Here is a 14,492-nt window from a genome sequence, read left to right on the forward strand (position 1 = left end):
ATAGGACAGGAGGGACATCATGACGAAAACCCTCGCGGCCGGGCAGGCCGACATCGGTGACGCCCTGACCGACACGTGGCGGTCAGTGCTGCTCTTCATCCCGAGGGCCATCGCGTTCATCGCCATCCTCGTGGTGGGTTGGCTCATCGCCCGAGCGGTCCTCAAGATCGTGGACGCGGTGCTGGAACGGGTGGGCTTCGACAAGGCGGTCGAACGGGGCGGCGTCAAACGGGCGCTGGAACGCACCAAGTACGACGCCAGTGACATCCTGGCGAAGCTCGCGTACTACGCGGTCCTGCTGTTCACCCTGCAGTTCGCCTTCGGGGTGTGGGGTCCCAACGCGATCAGTGACCTGATCCGCGGCGTGGTGGCGTGGCTGCCCCGCGCCTTCGTGGCGATCATCATCGTGGTCATCGCGGCCGCCATCGCCAACGCGGTCCGCGATCTGGTCACCGGCGCGCTGGGCGGGCTCCCGTACGGCAGGATCCTGGCCGACGTGGTCGCCGTCTTCATCCTGGGGCTCGGCGTCATCGCCGCGCTCAACCAGGTGGGCATCGCCACCGCGGTGACCACGCCGGTGCTGGTCGCCGTCCTGGCCACGGTCGCCGGCATCCTGATCGTCGGCGTCGGTGGTGGTCTGGTGCGGCCGATGCAGAGGCGCCTGGACGGCTGGCTGGACCGGCTGGCCGAGGAGTCGCGGGCGATCCAGGAGCACCGTCGGGCGCAGAACGCCGGGCGGGGCGACGTCGACCGGCAGATGGCCGACCGGGCCGCCAAGACCCGCGCCACGGCGCCCGTCGAGGAGGTCCGGCCGATGGCCGGCGCCGCGGGCGAGCAGACCCAGCAGTTCCGCCGTCCGGGCAGCTGAGGGGACCGTACCGGGGGAGGGTGTCCGCGCGGACGCGGGCGCCCTCCCGGGGCGGCTACGCCGCTTCGAGGTGCCGGGGGTCGAGCGTGCGGGCCAGGGCGCAGACCGCCAGCAGGCGGGTGAGCAGCCAGTCCGGCTCCGTCCAGTCGGTCGACCCGACCGGAGGGGTCCAGCCGTGCTCCACTGCCGCCGCGCGCACGCCCTCGGCGTACCCGGCGAGGGCGGCCGGGGTCAGCGGGCGACGGTCGCCGTCCAGGCTGTCGCGGATCGCGGCGGCGTGCTGGTCGACCAGCGCGAGCAGGCCCGGGCGGGTGGCTGCCGCGGCGAGGCCGGCGGCCCCGACCGAGGCGGAGAGCAGGGCGAGGGCGGTCCGCGCCGAGGCGGCGGCGGTCCGGGTCGCGACCTGGGAGTACGGCACACGCATGGGACCCGAGGCTAGTCACCGGTCAGCCCGGCGGCCTCGGCCGCTCGGGCGGTACCGGTCCCTCTTCCGGTCGCCCGGCCTCCCCCGCGGGGATTGACCCGGCGTAGCCGGGGCAGAGGGAGTACGGCGCGCGATCGGGCGTAGCCGGCACCGTGGAGGGACGGATGGGACAGCACGAGGACGGCCCGGACCAGCGACACCGCCGACCCGACGGGGTGAGCGACGAGACGGTGGCCGCGCTGGGCAAGCTGAGCGAGGCGCTGGAGACGGTCGAGCGGGCCCGTGGGCACCTGTACTCCCTGCACCAGCTGATCGGGCACGCCGACCTGATGCTCGACGACGCGGTGGAGCTGTTCCGGTCCGCCGGCCACGACGCGATCGCGGAACGGATCTCCACCGAGCTGCTCGGCCGCAACGTGATCGCCGGGCGCTGGACCTTCCAGATCGTCGAGGACTTCGACGACAACTACCACGCAGTCTTCCGCGAACTGGACCGTGACGCCCGGGACGGGCTGGTCGGCGGACGCCGCCACCTGTACGAGGCGGAGATGAAGGAGCGGCGGCGGACCCGGGGCCGGCCGGGGCACGAGGCCCGCCCCGGCAGCGGCGGCTAGTCGACGGTCGGCGCGTCGGCCGGCCGGCGCCGGCTGGCGTCGTCGGCGATGATCACGGTCGCCACCATGAGCGCGACGCAGAGGCTGAACAGCCACGAGTCGTCCGAGGCGAACCGGGCGGAGACCGGAGCCTGGAGCGCGGCGAGCAGGAAGCCGAGCCAGGCGAGGCGACGCTGACGAGGGGTGAGAAAGCCGGAGCCCTGTTGCATCCCGAAAGTCTCGCGCGACGACCCCGGCTTGCCGTCAGCCGAACGGCGGATTCTGGATGGCCTGTCCGGATTGCTGCCCGTCCGGGCGTTCCATCTTGCCGGTTCGGGGGAGGCGGCCACCGACGGGAGTCGTTCTCGGCGGATGCGGCAGGATGGGCGACCATGTCCTCCGCACCACCCCGCGCCTCGCTGCTCCTGCTGGCCTACCTCGCCTTCGTCAGCCTCGGCCTGCCCGACGGGCTGCTCGGGGTCGGCTGGCCGTCGATCCGCGTCGACCTCGGCGTACCGACCGAGGCGGTCGGGCTGCTGATCACCGCCGGCACCGTCGGCTACCTCACCTCCAGCGTCCTGGCCGGCTTCACCCTGGCCCGGCTCGGGGTGGGCTGGCTGCTCGCCGGCAGCACCCTGCTGGCCAGCCTGGCGCTCACCGGGTACGCCTCGGCGCCCGCCCTGACCGTGCTGGTCGGCTGCGCGCTGGTCCTCGGGCTCGGCTCCGGCGCGATCGACTCCGGGCTCAACGCGTACGCGGCGGGCGCCTTCGGCCCGCGCCACATGAACTGGATGCACGCCTTCTTCGGCCTCGGCGTGGCGATCGGCCCGCTGATCATGACCGCCACGATCGGCGCCGGGCTCAGCTGGCGCTGGGGGTACGGCGTCACCGCGGCGGCCCAGCTGGTGCTGGCCGGTGCCTTCGCGCTCACCGTCCGCGCCTGGCGGGACCGGTCGGCGGCGACTGCCGCGCCGGTCACCGCCGGGCCGCCGGCCGGTGGCCCGGCGTCGGCCGCGCTGGCGGCGGGCGGGCCGGTCACCGGAGCGGCGGTGGCGCTGGCGGACCAGCCCGTGCGGGTACGCGAGACGCTGCGGCTGCCGGCCGTCTGGCTCGGCGCCCTCGCCTTCGCCGTCTACGTCGCCATCGAGATCAGCGCCGGGCTCTGGGCGTTCCTGCTGCTCACCGAGGGGCGCGGGTTGCCGGCCGCGACCGCCGGCCTCTGCGTCTCCGGCTACTGGGGCAGCCTCTTCGTCGGCCGGGTGGTGCAGGGGCTGGTGGCCGAGCGGCTGGGGACCGGGCGGGTGCTGACCGCCAGTCTGCTCGGGATGGCGGCCGGCGCCCTGCTCATCGCGTTGCCCGCCTCGGGCTGGCTGGCCGTCGCCGGCCTGTTCCTGCTGGGCTTCGCCGCGGCACCGGTCTTCCCGCTGCTCACCCTGACCACGGCGGAGCGGGTCGGGGCGGCGCACGCCGACCGGGCCATCGGTCTCCAGATCGGGGCCTCCGCGATCGGCGGCGCGCTGATCCCGGCCGGGCTCGGCGTGCTGCTCGGCAACACCTCGCTGAACCTGCTCGGTGCGGCGCTGACCGTCCTCGCGGTGGTGCTGCTGGCCCTGCACGCCCTGTCGCGGCGGTCGCCCGCCGCCTGAGCGGCGCGGACGGTGCGGCCGCCTCAGGCGGGCGTCGGCGGGCCGAAGAGCAGGTCGAGGTGGGTGTCCAGCGCGCGCAGCGCCTGCTCGGCGGTGTACTGCCCGCCGAGCAGGTAGAGACCGAGCCCCTCCATGAGCGCCAGCAGGCCGGCGGCGGCGTCGTCCGGGTCCGGGACCGGCAGGACGCCGGAGACGAAGGCGCTCAGCTGCGCGGTCTCCGCACGCAGGCCGGTGGCGGCGGCCGGTCGTACCGCGGTGTAGGCGAGGAAGGCCAGGGCCACCCGTCCGTCGGCGCGCGTCTGCTCGTCCAGCGGCAGCAGGGCCGCGATCATCGTCCGCAGCAGCAGCCGGGGGGCCGGGTCGTCGCCCAGCCGGGAGACCGCGGCGGTGACCCGCGCCTGACCGCGTTCGCGTACCACGTCCAGCGCGAACGCCATCATCTCGTCCTTGGTGCGGAAGTAGTGCTGCACCATCCCTGCCGAGACGCCGGCCTCGGCCGCGACGTGGCGCAGGCTGACCGCCTCGAGGCCCTGCGCCGCCGCCACCCGCATCAACGCGTCGGCGATGAGCGTGCGGCGCTCCTGGCGGTCGACCTTCTTGGGCATGGCACCGATGCTTTCACAGTGCGATCGCATCGGTGACGGTGACGGTCCCGGCCGCGCCGTCCACCGTGACGATCTGCCCGGTGGAGATCCGCCGGGTGGCGTCGGGCACGCAGATGACGGCGGGGATGCCGTACTCACGGGCCACGGTAGGACCGTGCGCCATGATCGCGCCCGTCTCGGTGACCAGCGCGCCGGCGGTGAGGAACAGCGGGGTCCAACCGGGATCCGTGGTCGGGGCGACCAGGATCTCCCCGGGTTCGAGGTGGGCGGTGCCGGGGTCGTGGACGACCCGGGCGGGCCCGGTCACCCGGCCCGCCGCCGCGCCGACACCGGTCAGGGTGCCGTCCGCGGCGGTCGTCGCCGGCAGGACGGCCTCGACGTCGGTCCCGTCGGACAGCAGCGCCACCGGCACGGCCCGACGGCGCAGCTCCCGCCGGTGCGTTGCCCGCCGCTCGGCCACCGTGTCCCGGTGGTCGGCGCCCTCGTGCACGGCGGTGTGCACCTCGTCGAGGGTGAGGAACATGATGTCGTCGGGCTGGTCGAGCAGCCCGGCTCCGGCGAGTTCGACGCCGATGAGCAGCAGTTGTCGGCGCATCTCCCGGAGCTGGTACAGGCCGGCGAACTTGCCCGCCTCCCGCAGGCCGGCCAGCGACCGCGCCCGGCGCAGGAGGAACCCGGCGAGCCGGCCGCGTACCGGCCGGCGGCGGCGGGCCCGTGCGACGAGTTCGCGCAGGGTGGCCTCGGCCGTGGCGGCGGCCTGCGCGAAGCGCCGGTCGGGCGCCTGCCGCGGGTCGGTGACCCGCAGGTAGTTGGCGAGCACGGCGAAGACCGGTGCCGGGTCCTCGTCCCAGCGTGGCACCCCCAGGTCGACCTCGGCCGCCCCGCGGTGACCGTACGCGGCGAGGAACGCCGCCAACCCGATGTCGGGGAGCGTGCCGTGCCGGTAGCGGGCGGCCAGCTCCTGCGGTGGTGTGTCGAGCAGCAACCGGCGGTGTTCCCCGGCGTCCCGGGCGAGCCGCCAGAGCGCCAGGTTCATCTCGATGGTGACGTTGTGCGGCATTCCACCCAGGACGGTGTGGATCTCGTCCGGGCCGGCGATGCCCTTGAGGAGCTGGGCGGGGAGCGCGGCGGCGAGCATGCCGGCCACGATCGGCCAGATGAGATCGTCGGGACTCTCGTCCGGGTCCTGCGCCCGCACGAAGCGCAGCCGGTCGGCGGCCGTCCGCACCTGCTCGGGCGCGGCGGCGTCGAGCCGCAGCCGCTCGATCGCGGCGAACATCCGGCCCCGCGCCTCGTCGGGCCGGGCCAGCGCCCGTACGACGCCGGCCACCGCCCGGCCGGCCGTCCGCGCCGACGGTCCACCCGCCCGGCCCCCGCCCGCGTCGCGCGTCGGGGCGAACCGCGGGTCGGCCAGGACGTGCCGCATGACCGCCTGGGCCCGCGGTCCGAAGTCGACCGCCAACAGCCTGACCAGTTGCTGCCGGCCGGACCGGCTGCGCGCCATGTCGGTCAGGTCACCGTAGAGCCGCCCCCCGATGTCCACGATCTCCGCCCTGATCCCGAGCGGGGCGAGCATCGCCGAGACCAGTGACTTCAGGCTGGACATCCCCATCGGGGTGACCGGCTGGAGCATGCCCTGCACGTGGCCGAATTCGAGGTAGACCCGGGGGAGGGGCTTGTCGGTGGCCGGCGGGGCCGGGAACAGCGTGGTGATCGGCCGGGACTGGAGCAGCCACAGGGTGCCCTGCCGGTCGATCGCCCACTCCACGTCCTGCGGGCGGCCGAAGTGGCGCTGGAGGCGCTCACCCACGGCCCGTAGCTCGGCCAGCCGCGCCGGCGGCACGCAGCCCGCCTCGTCGCGCGGCGAACCGTCGAGGAGGTAGTGGTCCACGGTGGCGGCGCCGTCCACCACGGTCGTGCCGGGGCCGGGAGCGGCGTCGACCAGCATCTCGGTACGGCAGCCGGTGACCGGGTTCGCGGTGAACAGCACCCCCGCCACGTCGGGGGCGATCATCCGTTGCACGACGACGGCCATCCGTACCGCCGCGTGGTCGACGCCCCGGGCGTCGCGGTAGGCGGTCGCGCGGGTGTTGTGCAGCGAGTCCCAGCACTTCGTGACCGCGGCGAGCAGGTCGGCGGCGCCGGTGACGTCGAGGACGGTCTCCTGCTGCCCGGCGAAGCTCGCGTCCGGCAGGTCCTCCGCGGTGGCGCTGGAGCGCACCGCCACCGGCCCCGCGCCGAGCCGCTGGTACGCGTCGAGGATCTCCTCGCGCGGGAGCACGCCGAGCCGGTACGCCTCGGTGGTGACGCAGAATCCCGCCGGAACCCGTTCCCCCCGCCGGATCAGCTCGCCCAGGCCGGCCGCCTTGCCGCCCACCAGGTCGACCAGGTCGGCGGTCGTCTCCGACAGCGCGATCACCCGCATCCGCGGCTCCCGTCTTCGCAATACGTCCGCATCGCGTCCCACCGTAGCCCCTTCACAATGCGACTGCAATGCAAAGGGGCTCACGGTGCGGTGCGATCAGCGCATCGGCGCAGACGTCGCCGCCCGCCTCATCGGGCGGTGGTCGCCCCGGGACGGCCGGACGGCCGCCCCGGGGCGCGGTCGATCACATGTTGTCGGGGCCGGTCCGCCCGGTGGTGGACGGGCGGTAAGCCCGATCCGGGTCGGTCATCTCGCGCCGCGCGGCCGTCCCGGCGCCCCGGTCGGCCGCCTCGGGGCCGTGCCCGAAGGCGGCCTCCTGCCCGGCGTCGTTGCCCGTGACGTCGTCGGCCTGCCCGTCGATGGTCGAGCGGGCGACCGCCCGGTCCAGCTCCTCCAACGGCGTCTTCTGGTCGTCGCGCCACACCCTGTCGTCGTTGTCCGTCATCCCATCGCGGTACCCCCGGCCGGTGATCGCAAACGGCCATCCGCCGGCGGCGATCCGGCCCGCGACGGCGACGGCCGCCGGCAGGAGCCGGCGGCCGTCGACGGACGTGTGGTCCGGGGGAGAGGGATCAGGGCTGGGGCCGGTCCACCTTGCCGCGCCAGGCCCCGGTCTCCTGGCCGCGCCGCTCGATGAACTGCTTGAACCGCTCCAGGTCCCCCTTGGTCCGGCGGTCGACCACGCCCAGCTTGTCGCCGGCCTTCTCGACCACACCCTGCGGCTCGAAGTCCATCTGCAGGGTGACCCGGGTCTGGCCCTCGTCGAGCCGGTGGAAGGTGACCACGCCGGCGTGGTGGCTGCCGCCGGTCGACTTCCAGGCCACCCGCTCGTCGGGGAGCTGCTCGGTGATCTCGGCGTCGAACTCACGCTTGACCCCGGCGATCTCCACCGTCCAGTGGGTCATCGTGTCCGTCACCTGGCGGACCTCCTCCACCCCTTCCATGAAGTGGGGGAACTCCTCGAACTGGGTCCACTGGTCGTACGCCGTCCGGATCGGGACGCTGACGTCCACGTGCTGAATCACGCCGCTCATGAAGGTTCCTCCTCTGCGCGCCGGCACTGCTGCGGATCACGGGCCGATCCGGTCACCAGCGCGTCGTCTCGTTCTTGTGCCCGAGCGCGGCCCACACCTCGGAAACCGTCTGGTAGCGCGTGCCGTCGGGCAGCCGCTCCAGCTCCGCGACGATGTCGGCGGGCGCGTCGTTGTCGCGGGCGTTCGCGATCAGGCCCTCCCGGTCGCCGGGCAGGGCCGACAGCGTGAGGTACCGGCCCAGCCGGCTGCGCTGCTCCACGTCCTGCGAGCTCATCCCCTTCGGGGCGCCGCTGCGCGTTTCACCGCCCGCGACCGTGGTGGCGCCCGGCTGGTCCTCGCCGGCCGGCTCGGCCTCGCGGAACTCGTCGACGCGCGAGCCCCCGGTGCCCGGCCCCTGCAACAGGCCGCTCACCTCCTGGCTCATCTGCTCGTCGAGCCTCGGTCCGTGCTTGCTGTTGCCACGCTCCATGCCCTCTGTGCTACCCGTGGTGGCCCCGAGGAAACGCCGAACCCGGCACCCGGTCACGAATCGGCGGGGGCCTTCGGCGGCAGCACCGGCTCGCCCGGGTCCGCCGCGCCGGCCTGGAGCACCCGGCCCCGCTGCAGCTCGGCGTTGATCTGCACGCCGAACAACAGGGCGCAGTTGGACAGGTAGAGCCAGACCAGGAAGGCGATGACCGCGCCCAGGCTGCCGTAGGTCACGTCGTACGAGCCGAAGTTGGCGACGTACAGGCCGAAGCCAAAGGAGGCGACGATCCAGGAGAGCAGCGCCACCGCCCCGCCCGGGGTCAGCCAGCGGAACCGCGGCTGCTGGACGTTGGGGGCGATCCAGAACAGCAGGGAGAGCAGGACCATCATCACCAGCGCGAGCACCGGCCACTTCGCCACCGCCCACACCGTGCGGGCCAGCCCGCCGGCGCCGATCAGGTCGCCCACCGCGTCGGTGACCGGGCCGCTCACGATCAGGCCGGTGGCCACCACGGCGAGCAGGATCAACGAGAGCCCGGCCAGACCGATCTGCAACGGGCGCAGCCGGTAGAACGGCCGGCCCTCCACCACCCCGTAGACGGCGTTCGAGGCCCGGGTGAACGCGCCGATGAACCCGGAGGCCGACCAGAGCGCGCCGAGCAGACCGAAGCTGAGCAGCACCTTCGCCGAGCTCTGCTGGTCGACCACGGTGCGCACCACGTCGACGAAGCCCTCGTTGCCGACCACCGAGCCGGCGCCGACGTCGCGGGCCAGATCCAGCACCGTGTCGACGGTCCGCTCCCCGTCGGAGACGAGGCCGACCAGGGCGACCACCACCACGGTCGAGGGGAACAGGGCCAGCACCCCGTAGTAGGTCAGCGCCGCCGCCCAGTCCGCGCAGTTGTCGTTGATGAAGTTCCGCCCGCTCCGTACCAGCGCGCCGCGCCAGGTCGACCAGCTCAGCTGGCGGACCCGGCGGGGCATCGGCAGCTCCGTCCGTCCGCCCGCAGCCGTGGTCGACTCCGTCGTCGCTGCCATGCCCGCTCCTGTCGCCCCGGCCGCCGGCCGCACCAGCCGGCTCTCGCCTGGCCCCGCCGGTACCCGTTGCCGGAAATCGACAAACCCGAGGCCGGAGTTTGCCGGTACCGGTCCGGGGAACCGTCGACGCAGAGGCAGCCGACGCGGAGGAGGACGAGATGCCCGGGCGCGAGGTGTTGCCCAGCACGCTGCGACGCTCTCCGGACAAGGCGCAGCGCACCTGGGAGAAGACGCACGACTCGGCGGTGGACACCTACGGCGAGGGCGAGCGGGCGCACCGCACCGCGTTCGCCGCCGTCAAGCACGAGTTCGAGAAGGTGGGCGACCACTGGGAGCCCAAGGGACGCAAAGGCCCCAGCGACCGGCAGGCCGCCGGTGGCGGTCCCGAGCGCCGCGCTCCCACCGCCAGCGGGGTGGACGCCAACGCCAAGAAGGACCACCTGCTGGAGGTGGCCCGCAAACTGGACGTCCCCGGCCGGTCCCGGATGACCAAGCCGGAACTGGTCAAGGCGATCGAGAAGGCGAACACCCGGCAGACCACGAAGACCCGCGAGGAGTCCAAGGCCCGCCGCGGTCGCTGAGCCGGGGGTACGACGTGCCGGAGAGCCCGGGACCGCACGGTCCCGGGCTCGGCGTACGGTCACCAGTGGCCGCCGCCCGGGGCCTCGATGTGCACCGCCTTGACCGTGCTGAACTCGTCCAGCAGCTCCGGGCCGTACCCGAAGCCCTGGCCGCTGCCGCGGCGCGGCTGTGCGGCACCGCCCGGCGCGCCCCCGAAGACCGCGTTGACCTTGACCGTGCCGACCGGCAGCTCCCGCCAGGCCCGCTGCGCGTGACTCATCGACGGGGTGAGCACCGTGCCGGCCAGCCCGTACGGCGAGTCGGCCGCGCAGCGCAGCGCCTCGCTGAACGAGTCCACCACGACCACCGCCGCGACCGGCCCGAAGGTCTCCTCCCGCACCAACGCCATCTCCTGGCGGCAATCGGTGACCACGGTCGCCGGGTAGAAGGCGCCCGGCCCCTCCGGCAGCGTCCCCCCGGCGCGCAGCGTCGCCCCCTCGGCGACCGCCGCGGTCACCTGCCCGTGCACGTGGTCCCGGTGCCGTCGGTCCACCAGCGGACCCAGCTCCGTCCCCGGGTCCCGCCCGGGCCCCACCCGCAGCGCCTCGGCCCGCTCCACCAGCGCGTCGACGAAGTCCTCGGCGAGGTCCCGGTGCACGTAGATCCGCTCCACCGCGACGCAGATCTGCCCCGCGTTGGCGAACGAGCCGACGGCCGCCTGACCGGCCGCCCAGACCGGGTCCAGCCCGGCGTCGACGATCAGCGGATCGCTGCCGCCGTTCTCCAGCAGCGCCTTCGCGCCGGTCCCGGCGCAGGCCGCCGCGATGGCTCGGCCGGTCGCGGTCGAGCCCACGTGGGCGACCACGTCCACCTGCTGCGCGGCCAGCGCCGCGCCCACCTCGGCGCCGCCGGTAACCAGCGACAGCACCCCCGGCGGCAGCGCGCCGTCGAGGACCTTCGCCAGCAGCCAGCCGGTGGCCGGGGTCCGCTCACTCGGCTTGTAGAGCACCACGTTGCCGGTGACCAGCGCCGCGCCGAGCAGGCCGCAGGAGACCGCCACCGGGTCGTTCCACGGGGTGATCGCGGCGACCACGCCGCGCGGCTCCGGCGCCATGAAGTCGATCGCCGCCGCCCCGCCGTGCAACGTCCGGCCACCCCGGACCGGAGCCAGCTCGGCGTACTGTCGCAACGTGCCGATCCCCGCCTCCACGCCGCCCCGCGCGTCCGCGAGCGGCTTGCCCATCTCCGCGGTCGTCGCCGCGGCCAGTTCGTCGGCCGCCGCCGCGAGCGCGTCCGCGGCCCGGTGCAGCGCCGCCGCCCGTTCCGCCGCGGGCGTCGCCGCCCACTCGGCGGCCACGCCCCGCGCCGCCTCGACCGCCTTGGCCACCTCGTCCGCCGTGGCCACCGGGACCACGCTGACCTTCGAGCCGTCGGCCGGGTCGTGCACCGTCAACTCCCCGCCCGCGCCGCCCGCGCCCCACACTCCACCGATGAGCTGTTCAACCCTGTACATGCGGACGGGGATGCCCCGGTCCCGCCGGGGCAAACTCGTTTCGCCCGGTTGCTGGCGGGGTAGGCGGATCGGGTGATCCCGACCGGCGCGGAAGCCGCGGACGCCGTAGTCATCGGCGCCGGGCACAACGGACTGGTGGCCGCCAACCTCCTCGCCGACGCCGGCTGGGACGTGCTGGTCCTGGAGGCCACCGGCGCCCCCGGCGGGGCGGTGCGCTCCGCCGAGGTGACCGCCCCCGGCTACCTCAGCGACCTCTACAGCTCGTTCTACCCGCTCGGGTACGCCTCGCCGGTGCTGCGCCGGCTCCGGCTCGACCGGTACGGCCTGGACTGGACCCACGCGCCGCAGGTGCTGGCGCACGTCATGCCCGACGGCCGGGCGGCGGTGCTGCACCGCGACCCGGACCGCAGCGCGGCGTCGATGGAGGCGTTCGCGTCCGGCGACGGGCAGCGCTGGCTCGACACGTACGACGACTGGCGGACCATCTCCCGGCCGCTGGTCGACGCCCTCTTCACCCCCTTCCCGCCGGTGCGCAACGGGCTGGAGCTGCTGCGCCGGCTGCGCACCGCGGGCGCGCTGCGGCTGGCCCGCCGGCTGGTGCTGCCGAGCCGGCAGCTCGGGCGGGAGCTGTTCCGGGGCGAGGGCGCGCCGGCGCTGATGGCCAGCTGCGCCCTGCACACCGACCTGTCCCCGGACGACGCCGGCTCCGGCGTCTACGGCTGGCTGCTGGCGATGCTCGGCCAGGAGGTCGGCTGGCCGGTGCCGGTCGGCGGGGCGCAGCGGATCACCGACGCGCTGGTCGCCCGACTCACCGCCAAGGGCGGCCGGATCAACTACGGCGCCGCGGTGGACCGGGTGCTGGTCGCCCGGGGCCGGGCGGTGGGGGTGCGGACCGTCGGCGGCACGCTGTGGCGGGCCCGCCGGGCGGTGCTGGCCGACGTGCCCGCGCCCACGCTCTACCTGGACCTGGTCGGCGCGGACCGGCTGCCGCCCCGGCTGGTCGAGGACCTCGACCACTTCCGCTGGGACGGCTCGACGGTCAAGGTGGACTGGGCGCTGGACGGGCCGGTGCCGTGGACCAACCCGCAGGTGGCCGGCGCCGGCACCGTGCACCTGGCCACCGACGTCGACGGGCTGACCCGCTACGCCGCCGACCTGGCCTGCGGGCAGGTGCCGCAGGACCCGTTCCTGCTGGTCGGGCAGATGACCACCGCCGACTCGACCCGGTCACCGGCCGGCACCGAGTCGCTCTGGTCGTACACCCACCTGCCGTTCCGCCGGGACTGGCGCGCCGACGACGTGGCCGCGCACGTGGACCGGATCGAGGCGGTGCTGGAGCGGTACGCCCCCGGCTTCAAGAGCCTCGTCCGGGGCCGGTTCGTGGCCGGCCCGGTCGACCTGGAGGAGCGCAATCCCAGCCTCGTCGGCGGGGCGGTCGGCGGTGGCACCGCCGCCGCGTACCAGCAGCTCTTCCTGCGTCCGGTGCCGGGGCTGGGCCGGCCGGACACCCCGGTCGACCGGCTCTACCTGGCCAGCGCCTCGGCCAACCCGGGGGGCGGCGTGCACGGGGCGCCCGGCGCGAACGCGGCGCAGGCCGCGCTGGGCCGCGACCGGGCCCTGACCGGCGCCCTGTACGCGCGGGCGATCGGCCTCGCCCACCGGGCGGTGTACCGCTGAGCGGTCAGCGCTCCAGGTTGCGGTGCCGGGTACGCAGCTTGAACGGCATCAGCGCGCTCTCCACCTTGGTGGCGGTGGTCATCTTCGACGTGCCGTCGCGCCGCTCCTCGAAGCGGATCGGCACCTCGAGGATGGTGTGCCCCAGCTTGGTGGCGAGGTAGTGCATCTCGACCTGGAAGCTGTAGCCGTTGGACTGCACCCGCTGCAACCCGATGTCACGCAGCGCGTCGGCCCGCCAGATCTTGAAGCCGGCGGTGAGGTCGCGGATCCGCACCCGCAGCAGGGTGTGCACGTAGAGGTTGGCCCAGCCGCTGAGCGCGCGGCGGTACAGCGGCCAGTTCTCGTCGAGCTGGCCGCCGGGCACGTAGCGGGAGCCGATCACCACGCCGGCCTGGGTGGAGAGCAGCGCGCCGAGCATGCCGGGCAGCGCCTCCGGCGGGTGGGAGAGGTCGGCGTCCATCTGCGCCACGTAGTCGGCGCCGCCGTCGAGCGCCCGGCTGATGCCGTCGACGTACGCCCGGCCCAGGCCCTCCTTGCCGGCGCGGTGCACGACCTGGATCCGGTCGGGGTGCTCGATGGCGAGCTTGTCCGCCACGTCACCGGTGCCGTCGGGGGAGTTGTCGTCGGCGACCAGCACCTTCAGGCCGGGCAGCGGCAGCGCGAGGAGCCGGTCGACCAGCACCGGGAGGTTGCCCGCCTCGTTGTAGGTGGGGACCACGACGGTCAGGTTCGCGTCGCGCCACGGCGAGGGCAGCTCCACGGGTTCGATCATGACGGTCATCCTTAGTTTGCCGACAGCGTTCCCCCAAAGGGTAGCCAGCGGCCCTCGGCGACCTGCCGAGGCTCCCCGCAACCGGAGCGTCACCCGTCGGTACGCTCCGCCGCCTTCTGCCGGGTGGCGATGTCGGAGAGCCGGCTCAGCGTCTCCTTGTTGCGCTGGTGCAGCACCAGATCGTTGAGCTTGTTGCGGATCCAGCGCAGCGGGCCGGCGGCGAAGTCCTCACCGATCCGCACCCGGGTGGCGCCGTCGCCCACCGGTTCCAGGGTGAACACGACGGTCGCCTCGCCGGCCGGCCAGAGCCCGGCCCGCAGCACCAGCTTGCGGGGCGGCTCGCAGGCCAGCACGGTCGAGGCGTCCTGCAACGACAACGGCCACGGCCCGGCCCGGTGGTGCAGTTGGGCGCCGACGGCGGGCCAGTGCTCGTCCACGTCGCGCACGTGCACCGTGCCGACCACCCAGTCGCTGTACGTCCACCCGTCCGCGAGCACGTCGAAGACCTGCTGCGGGGGCGCGTCTATCACTCTCTCCACAATCGCCACCGCCGTTCAGTACCCCGGCCGGTGCGTGCGCTAACGACGCGTTAGCTTCTCCGGGGCGACGGGTAACGTCGCTCCGGGTCCCGGGCGGCGATGCGGCGTACCGCCGGGTTGATGATGTTTACTCCCCGGGGCGCAGGGAACCCGCCGCCCGTGCGACGGGACCAGAGGGAGCCGGATCAGCGCAGGTCAGGCCGGGTGGAACCGGCGAATGACCGGGTCGCCGCCGGGCCGGTCCTGTACGATGCGGTGCTGCTGGACCGCGACGGCACGCTGGTCGAGGACGTGCCGTACAACGGCGACCCGGAGAAGGTACGCCCGAT

The 14,492-nt window shown here is 74.4% G+C and carries 17 protein-coding genes; 6 read left to right on the forward strand and 11 right to left on the reverse strand.

Translation table 11 applies throughout. The features are described from left to right. Window positions 1–19 precede the first annotated feature (19 nt). Window positions 20–868 (forward strand): mechanosensitive ion channel family protein, encoded by an 849-nt coding sequence (locus tag AC5L3Z_RS25645; RefSeq protein WP_494845615.1) that lies wholly within the window; start codon window positions 20–22, stop codon window positions 866–868. A 55-nt stretch (window positions 869–923) separates the two neighbouring features. Here the strand turns inward: AC5L3Z_RS25645 and AC5L3Z_RS25650 are convergent, their stop codons facing one another. Continuing rightward, the gene (locus AC5L3Z_RS25650) at window positions 924–1,292 is read right to left on the reverse strand and encodes a DUF6401 family natural product biosynthesis protein (RefSeq protein WP_494845617.1); all 369 of its coding nucleotides are present in this window, start codon (window positions 1,290–1,292) and stop codon (window positions 924–926) included. A gap of 164 nt (window positions 1,293–1,456) precedes the next feature. Here AC5L3Z_RS25650 and AC5L3Z_RS25655 point away from each other — a divergent pair, with 164 nt between their 5' ends. After that, window positions 1,457–1,906: a hypothetical protein gene (locus AC5L3Z_RS25655; protein WP_494845618.1), complete on the forward strand. Its 450-nt coding sequence runs from the start codon at window positions 1,457–1,459 to the stop codon at window positions 1,904–1,906. Here the strand turns inward: AC5L3Z_RS25655 and AC5L3Z_RS25660 are convergent. Further along, a complete protein-coding gene (locus tag AC5L3Z_RS25660) occupies window positions 1,903–2,115 on the reverse strand; it encodes a hypothetical protein (protein ID WP_334528204.1) in 213 nt (70 codons plus the stop codon). The genes AC5L3Z_RS25655 and AC5L3Z_RS25660 overlap by 4 nt on opposite strands. A 162-nt stretch (window positions 2,116–2,277) precedes the next feature. Here AC5L3Z_RS25660 and AC5L3Z_RS25665 point away from each other — a divergent pair, with 162 nt between their 5' ends. Then, complete coding sequence (locus tag AC5L3Z_RS25665; RefSeq protein WP_494845620.1) at window positions 2,278–3,531, forward strand: MFS transporter; 1,254 nt, start codon at window positions 2,278–2,280, stop codon at window positions 3,529–3,531. Between the two features lie 23 nt (window positions 3,532–3,554). Here the strand turns inward: AC5L3Z_RS25665 and AC5L3Z_RS25670 are convergent, their stop codons facing one another. The 6 genes from AC5L3Z_RS25670 to AC5L3Z_RS25695 all read right to left on the reverse strand — a co-directional run bounded on the left by AC5L3Z_RS25670 (window position 3,555) and on the right by AC5L3Z_RS25695 (window position 9,101). After that, window positions 3,555–4,136 (reverse strand): TetR/AcrR family transcriptional regulator, encoded by a 582-nt coding sequence (locus tag AC5L3Z_RS25670; RefSeq protein ID WP_494845622.1) that lies wholly within the window; start codon window positions 4,134–4,136, stop codon window positions 3,555–3,557. 13 nt (window positions 4,137–4,149) lie between these two features. After that, entirely contained in the window at window positions 4,150–6,561 is a 2,412-nt protein-coding gene (locus tag AC5L3Z_RS25675; protein ID WP_494845623.1) for a PEP/pyruvate-binding domain-containing protein, read from the reverse strand. A gap of 184 nt (window positions 6,562–6,745) precedes the next feature. Further along, the gene (locus AC5L3Z_RS25680; RefSeq protein WP_494845624.1) at window positions 6,746–7,006 is read right to left on the reverse strand and encodes a hypothetical protein; all 261 of its coding nucleotides are present in this window, start codon (window positions 7,004–7,006) and stop codon (window positions 6,746–6,748) included. Between the two features lie 127 nt (window positions 7,007–7,133). After that, on the reverse strand, window positions 7,134–7,595 hold the full coding sequence (locus tag AC5L3Z_RS25685) for an SRPBCC family protein (RefSeq protein ID WP_494845625.1): 462 nt from the start codon (window positions 7,593–7,595) through the stop codon (window positions 7,134–7,136). Window positions 7,596–7,647: 52 nt separating this feature from the next. After that, window positions 7,648–8,064 carry a DUF2795 domain-containing protein gene (locus AC5L3Z_RS25690; RefSeq protein ID WP_494845627.1) on the reverse strand — a complete coding sequence of 139 codons (417 nt, stop codon included), beginning with the start codon at window positions 8,062–8,064 and terminating at the stop codon, window positions 7,648–7,650. 53 nt (window positions 8,065–8,117) lie between these two features. Further along, window positions 8,118–9,101: a YihY/virulence factor BrkB family protein gene (locus AC5L3Z_RS25695; RefSeq protein ID WP_494845628.1), complete on the reverse strand. Its 984-nt coding sequence runs from the start codon at window positions 9,099–9,101 to the stop codon at window positions 8,118–8,120. 158 nt (window positions 9,102–9,259) lie between these two features. Here AC5L3Z_RS25695 and AC5L3Z_RS25700 point away from each other — a divergent pair, with 158 nt between their 5' ends. Beyond that, complete coding sequence (locus AC5L3Z_RS25700) at window positions 9,260–9,682, forward strand: ChaB family protein (protein WP_494845630.1); 423 nt, start codon at window positions 9,260–9,262, stop codon at window positions 9,680–9,682. Between the two features lie 59 nt (window positions 9,683–9,741). Here AC5L3Z_RS25700 and AC5L3Z_RS25705 read toward each other — a convergent pair whose 3' ends face one another. Continuing rightward, entirely contained in the window at window positions 9,742–11,175 is a 1,434-nt protein-coding gene (locus AC5L3Z_RS25705; protein WP_494845631.1) for an aldehyde dehydrogenase family protein, read from the reverse strand. A gap of 72 nt (window positions 11,176–11,247) precedes the next feature. Between AC5L3Z_RS25705 and AC5L3Z_RS25710 the strand changes: the two genes are divergently transcribed. After that, window positions 11,248–12,852 (forward strand): phytoene desaturase family protein, encoded by a 1,605-nt coding sequence (locus AC5L3Z_RS25710; RefSeq protein ID WP_494845633.1) that lies wholly within the window; start codon window positions 11,248–11,250, stop codon window positions 12,850–12,852. 4 nt (window positions 12,853–12,856) lie between these two features. On the opposite strand, the gene AC5L3Z_RS25715 is transcribed toward AC5L3Z_RS25710, so the two are convergent. Further along, window positions 12,857–13,624 (reverse strand): polyprenol monophosphomannose synthase, encoded by a 768-nt coding sequence (locus AC5L3Z_RS25715; protein ID WP_494845634.1) that lies wholly within the window; start codon window positions 13,622–13,624, stop codon window positions 12,857–12,859. An 89-nt stretch (window positions 13,625–13,713) separates the two neighbouring features. Beyond that, entirely contained in the window at window positions 13,714–14,163 is a 450-nt protein-coding gene (locus tag AC5L3Z_RS25720) for an SRPBCC family protein (protein ID WP_494845636.1), read from the reverse strand. Between the two features lie 123 nt (window positions 14,164–14,286). Here AC5L3Z_RS25720 and AC5L3Z_RS25725 point away from each other — a divergent pair. Then, window positions 14,287–14,492 (forward strand): hypothetical protein (locus AC5L3Z_RS25725; protein WP_494845637.1); only part of this gene is annotated, 206 nt, incomplete at its 3' end.

The organism is Micromonospora sp. LZ37, from assembly GCF_059359015.1.

Bases quoted from the DNA above. Each gene is read 5' to 3' on its own strand.
- AC5L3Z_RS25645 (WP_494845615.1), top strand. From the start codon at position 20: ATGACGAAAACCCTCGCGGCCGGGCAGGCCGACATCGGTGACGCCCTG.
- AC5L3Z_RS25650 (WP_494845617.1), bottom strand. From the start codon at position 1,292: ATGCGTGTGCCGTACTCCCAGGTCGCGACCCGGACCGCCGCCGCCTCG.
- AC5L3Z_RS25655 (WP_494845618.1), top strand. From the start codon at position 1,457: ATGGGACAGCACGAGGACGGCCCGGACCAGCGACACCGCCGACCCGAC.
- AC5L3Z_RS25660 (WP_334528204.1), bottom strand. From the start codon at position 2,115: ATGCAACAGGGCTCCGGCTTTCTCACCCCTCGTCAGCGTCGCCTCGCC.
- AC5L3Z_RS25665 (WP_494845620.1), top strand. From the start codon at position 2,278: ATGTCCTCCGCACCACCCCGCGCCTCGCTGCTCCTGCTGGCCTACCTC.
- AC5L3Z_RS25670 (WP_494845622.1), bottom strand. From the start codon at position 4,136: ATGCCCAAGAAGGTCGACCGCCAGGAGCGCCGCACGCTCATCGCCGAC.
- AC5L3Z_RS25675 (WP_494845623.1), bottom strand. From the start codon at position 6,561: ATGCGGGTGATCGCGCTGTCGGAGACGACCGCCGACCTGGTCGACCTG.
- AC5L3Z_RS25680 (WP_494845624.1), bottom strand. From the start codon at position 7,006: ATGACGGACAACGACGACAGGGTGTGGCGCGACGACCAGAAGACGCCG.
- AC5L3Z_RS25685 (WP_494845625.1), bottom strand. From the start codon at position 7,595: ATGAGCGGCGTGATTCAGCACGTGGACGTCAGCGTCCCGATCCGGACG.
- AC5L3Z_RS25690 (WP_494845627.1), bottom strand. From the start codon at position 8,064: ATGGAGCGTGGCAACAGCAAGCACGGACCGAGGCTCGACGAGCAGATG.
- AC5L3Z_RS25695 (WP_494845628.1), bottom strand. From the start codon at position 9,101: ATGGCAGCGACGACGGAGTCGACCACGGCTGCGGGCGGACGGACGGAG.
- AC5L3Z_RS25700 (WP_494845630.1), top strand. From the start codon at position 9,260: ATGCCCGGGCGCGAGGTGTTGCCCAGCACGCTGCGACGCTCTCCGGAC.
- AC5L3Z_RS25705 (WP_494845631.1), bottom strand. From the start codon at position 11,175: ATGTACAGGGTTGAACAGCTCATCGGTGGAGTGTGGGGCGCGGGCGGC.
- AC5L3Z_RS25715 (WP_494845634.1), bottom strand. From the start codon at position 13,624: ATGATCGAACCCGTGGAGCTGCCCTCGCCGTGGCGCGACGCGAACCTG.